Annotated in this window: 3 protein-coding genes; all 3 read right to left on the bottom strand. The window is 42.9% G+C overall.

What is annotated here, in order from left to right; translation table 11 throughout:
- Positions 1–635 (bottom strand): IS91 family transposase (locus tag ACFOEE_RS02975; RefSeq protein ID WP_377120770.1); only part of this gene is annotated, 635 nt, incomplete at its 3' end.
- Positions 632–1,468: a tyrosine-type recombinase/integrase gene (locus ACFOEE_RS02970; RefSeq protein ID WP_377120768.1), complete on the bottom strand. Its 837-nt coding sequence runs from the start codon at positions 1,466–1,468 to the stop codon at positions 632–634. The genes ACFOEE_RS02975 and ACFOEE_RS02970, both read right to left, overlap by 4 nt.
- 999 nt (positions 1,469–2,467) lie before the next feature.
- The gene (locus tag ACFOEE_RS02965; RefSeq protein ID WP_377120766.1) at positions 2,468–4,726 is read right to left on the bottom strand and encodes a nitric-oxide reductase large subunit; all 2,259 of its coding nucleotides are present in this window, start codon (positions 4,724–4,726) and stop codon (positions 2,468–2,470) included.
- Positions 4,727–5,243: the final 517 nt, after the last annotated feature.

Raw genomic sequence — 5,243 nt, 5'->3', positions numbered from 1 at the left:
CATTCTGTCGGCGTGTTTATATGCACAATATCCTTATTTTTTGCATACAATGCCGCAAGCATTTTGCCTCTAAATACGCACGAGAGTGCTTTGACTGGGTATAAGTAACGTTTCTTTATCACACACCACCTCCCTTGGCGTATCGACCCCGCTGGAATTAGGCAATGTAAATGAATATGCTGACTCAGAGTTTGCCCCCATGTGTGTAACACGCAGGTCATGCCCAATTGACCCTGACTTTTCTTCGCTGCAAACAGGGTCAGTGTCGCCCAAGCAGCTTGGAATAGACTTTGGTACACCAATACAGGCTGATGTTGAGCCAGTGGATTCAGTTCATGAGGCAGCGTAAATACCAAGTGGAAGTAACGGCACGGCAATAGTCTTGCTTGTTGCTTCGCTATCCACTGCTGTGTCGCATAGCCCTGACAACGTGGACAATGCCTATCTCGACAACTGCACCCAATACGTTCAACCTCAGAGCAAGCTTCGCATTGCCACTCTTGATACCCCAATTTACCCGTGCGACAAGATTGAATATGCTGACATGCTCTTATTTGCTGATAACTTATCGTATGGTGCTGTCGGTAGGATGCTAACCCCTCATGTAAAATATCGGCAATGTGGTACCCACTCACGGGGCTAACCAATTGGCCAGTAAATCCACACCACCATGCCCGAGTTCCGGCAGCCAATGCAGGTACGCCTCTGTGGTTTTTATGTTGTTATGCCCTAATTGATGTTGTAACTGGTGCAGCGGCATGCCTGCTTCAAGTTGATGAGTGGCATAGGCATGACGTAGTGCATGCGGGTGGCAGCGCGTCTCCAATCCTATTGCTTTAGCGTGTCTTAATAACCCCTTTCTGAAACAGGACACTGACATCACTTGGTCCGGTGCCCAACGTGAGTAAAAAAGCCACGTACTAGGATGATACATCCGCCAATACTGCCGTAACTGCTGCAACACACTTTCTGGCACTACGACATAACGCGATTTATCCCCTTTACCATGCTCAATTAAAATTGTGTGACGCTCACCACTGATGTCTTTCACTTTAATCCGCACTACCTCGCCCGCTCTCAATCCACAGCCGTAACACAATACAATCAGTGTCTTTAGTCGCATATCTTGGCAACTATCGACCAAATGCCGAGCGTCCTCTCGAGATAAATAACTTGGCACTTGCTGCTTAGCTTTAGGCAGCGCAATATCAAGGTTAAGTGGACGCTTTAGAATGTGTTTGAACAAAAACCAAATGCTGTTTATCTGTAGCTTTTGGCTGGCGCGTGACAAGCGACGTATCGCCGGTGTTCTAAAAAACGAATTGAGTTCTTCATCAGTGACTTGAGCCAACGGTTTATTGATATAACGACTTAGTTTTTGCAAGTGTTCACAGTAGCTTTTAGCGGTGCACTCTGAATACCCTAAATAACCGACTTCGACTTTTACTTGCTCTATCAGTGGGTCCATGTTTACCTCCGGATAAGTTGGAATACCCAAAGATAAGTGTGGTGAAAATGGTGAGGTTGGCGATCTCCGCGTAGCGGCTTAGTTCAACAGCGTATTACCGAGCATTTCGTGTAAGTCCGGATATCCACAATCCATCTTTCGAATGTTTTAGCAATACTATTTAAATATAAACAACACGTTACCAGTATCTAAGTATAGGTACAAGCAATTCTATCCACTTCAAAACCGAGCCTAGATTTAAACGAGACCTGAAGTCTCGTTAAGTCACTTTGAGAAGCGCTTTAAATTTATTGACTTACAAAAAATTTCCATTTAATCGAGCCTGTGGATAACCGGACTTAGCGAGACTGGGTCAGCCAAAATGCAGAATTGCATTTACACCTGTATATTTATACAGTCTTAAAGTATGGAGCGGCAAGATCTGCTATTCGCTCATAGTGAAGATCGTCTGTGTGCCAGAAGCAGACATTTCAACAAAGAATATCTGAGCTGAATAATAATCAGTCTTACGGAGTTATGGGGGGGTACCGAATAATGGAGAGGTTGACTAATTCTCTGGTGCATTTACCCTTACTTGTGGCCATAATGTAGTGGTCAAGTATTATCTGGCTACAAGCAAAGTGCTCGTTGGAGGTAGCCAAGTCAGACTTGAAAAATACTTTCTTGTTGGTCCGCCCCAATCCAAGCTCTTAACCCTTTTAACTCCGAAAAGTAAAACTCATGCATTAATGTTGGTTGAAGAGTGAAAAACCAACTGAAGATGAAGTTTTCAGAGAAACACCATATTATTTTCAAATAAAGAGGGGGGGTAGCTAGATACATTTTTCTTATGTCTAAAGTTGCAGTGACCATCTTGGGGGGAGCGATGTAACCATTAATAGGTAGATTATCGGTTAAGCGCTGAATAACGATTAAGCATAGAACAACTAAATTCAGTTCGAACTAAAGCGAAAAAAGCACCACAGCAAAGCTGTAGTGCTTTTTATTAGTTTGTTTAACTTAGCTGCTAATTTGCTTAGCTGCTTTAGTGTCAAACACCCCTTTAACAATTTGCCAGCTTACCGCTAAGGCACCTATGATAAAGACCACGTCACCTATAGTGCGGATCCAACGTAGTGTATGCAGTAAATCACTTTGCATAAAGGCTTCACTTCGTGCATACCATAAGCCTTCTGTGGCACTAGCATAAAACTGGATAAAGCCTATTGGTAATAAACTAGTGAATAGCATTAATACTAAGCCCACGTTTAACCACCAGAATGCGGTCTTCATTAGCTTTTCGTCAAACTGCAACTGTGGCCGAATGTAGCGCAATATTAATAAACAGAAGCCTAAGGCTAAGAAGCCATAAACACCAAATAATGCGGCATGAGCATGAGTTGGCGTGGTGTTTAAGCCTTGAATATAATACAGCGCTATAGGTGGGTTAATCATAAAGCCAAACACGCCAGCGCCTAACATATTCCAAAATGACACGGCAACAAAGAACATTATTGGCCATTTTAAATCTGCCATCCAAGGCGCACGGTTTTTCATCCGCCACTGTTCAAAGGCTTCATAACCTAATACCACTAAAGGCACTACTTCTAAGGCACTAAAAGTTGCCCCAACGGCCATAACCGGGGTAGTGGTACCCGAGAAATATAAGTGGTGGAAAGTACCAGGAACACCGCCTAGCAGAAATAAGGATGCCGAGGCTAAGCTAGCACTAGTTGCCATAGTGCGTGACACTAAGCCCATACTATGGAAAATAAAGGCTAAAGATACAGTAGCAAACACTTCAAAGAAGCCTTCTACCCATAAATGAACTACCCACCAGCGCCAGTATTCCATTACCGATAAGTTAGTCCGTTCGCCGTAGAATAAACCGGCGCCATAGAACAAACCAACACAGATAACCGAAGCACCAAATAAAGCTAATAAGTTTTTATCACCTGGGGCTTTAAAGGCGGGCACTATGGCGCGTAGCATAAGCACTAACCAGAATAAAATGCCGATGTATTTAATGATTTGCCAAAAGCGACCAATATCAATGTATTCATAACCTTGATGGCCAAACCAGAAGCTATATTCATGCGGAATAATTTGCATAATGGCAAAGTAGTTACCGGCGAATGAACCTGCCACTAAAACCACTAAGGCCCAGAATAAAATATCTACGCCAAGCTTTTGGAACTTAGGATCTTTACCGCCATTAATAATAGGTGCTAAAAATAAACCTGCGGCTAAAAAGCCCGTCGCAATCCAGAACATAGCCGCTTGTAAGTGCCATGTACGGGCTAGGCTGTAGGGTAGCCATTCGGTTGTATTTAAACCATAGAAACCATCACCTTCAATGGTATAGTGAGCAGTAAAGCCACCTAAGAACACTTGCAGGGTAAATAGTGCAACTACCACTACAATATACTTGCCCAACGATTTTTGTGAGGGGGTAAGTTTAAGGTTAGCTATAGGATCGAACTTTGGTGACACCGGCTCTTCGTCATCGTGTTTGCGTAAGAATGCCCAAGCCCAAACTAAGGCTCCAACACCAGCAATTAATAAAATAATACTAATTAAAGACCAAATTAAATTTTCAGCTGTAGGCTTATTATCAATTAACGGCTCATGGGGCCAGTTGTTGGTATAAGTGGCTGCATCTGGAGTACGCTCAGTTGAAGCAGCCCAAGCCGTCCAGAAGAAAAACTGTACCATTTGCTCTCTGCGCTCTAGTGAAGGCAGGGTGTTGTTTTTCATTGCATAGTTAGCACGGGTTTCGCTTAACGACGGATCATTACCAAATAATTTAATATAGTGATCAGCAGTTGTTGCAATGGCCTGTATACGGCGACTTGACAGCACTAGGGTGTCAGTGGCTTTATCATAAGTGTTAGTACGATAAGCTTCTTTTAACGCAAACTGTAAGCCATTTTGCTCAGCTGGCGTTAAACTGTCATAAGCTTTGTTATATTGATCTTGAGCGGCAAGCTCTAACCAAGCCAGTAATTCACGATGTAACCAATCTGCAGTCCAATCTGGTGCTTGGTAAGCACCATGACCCCAAATAGAGCCTAGCTGCATACCCCCGACAGATTGCCAGGCAGTTTGACCATCTAAAATACTTTCATTGGTCATTAATACCTTACCGTCTTGGTTAACTACTTTCGCCGGAATAGGTGGAGCAGAGCGGTAAACTTCTGCACCAAAATAACCCAGCACACCAAAGGTAATTGCTAAAACGGTGATTAATACCGACCAGAGTTTACGATATCCAGCCATAATCCCTCCAAAAACTACTAATAAAGCGCCAACAAGCCATTTAAAAATCCTATTATTGTAATAATGCATTAGATAGCTATCTAATACTCTAGTAGCAATACAAGAGTTAGACCAGTTTTTAACCGCAAATGTTTTTGTTGTAACCTGTTGAGCATAAGTGCTGGCTAGGTTCGTATACATCGCTTCTATTCAAGCTCGAGTCAGACAATCACAATAAACGGCATTTAAAGAACTCCCTGGTTCTGACCACTCGTTGCAACGGCGAACCAAGCGACTTGGAAAGTAGCTCTGTGCCAGAATCGGATATTACAATGTGCAGGTATTAAAGTCCGCTATTAGTCGTTAGCAGAACGTTAGTGTAAGGGCGATGAGCAGCGCAGCGGGTTATGGTCCCAGTATTCGGTGTAAATTATCTTGGCCGGTTTCAATATTATGCTGTAAAAAAAATCATGGTAACAACAGAGTTTAAAATTAATCACTCATAGATAGTAATTTTTTGGTAATAGGTTTGCCAGAC

It is taken from the genome of Pseudoalteromonas fenneropenaei (assembly GCF_042643375.1).
Lineage (GTDB): Bacteria > Pseudomonadota > Gammaproteobacteria > Enterobacterales > Alteromonadaceae > Pseudoalteromonas > Pseudoalteromonas fenneropenaei.
Note: the sequence above shows the minus strand (reverse complement) of the source record. Positions and strands in the feature narration are given on the sequence as shown.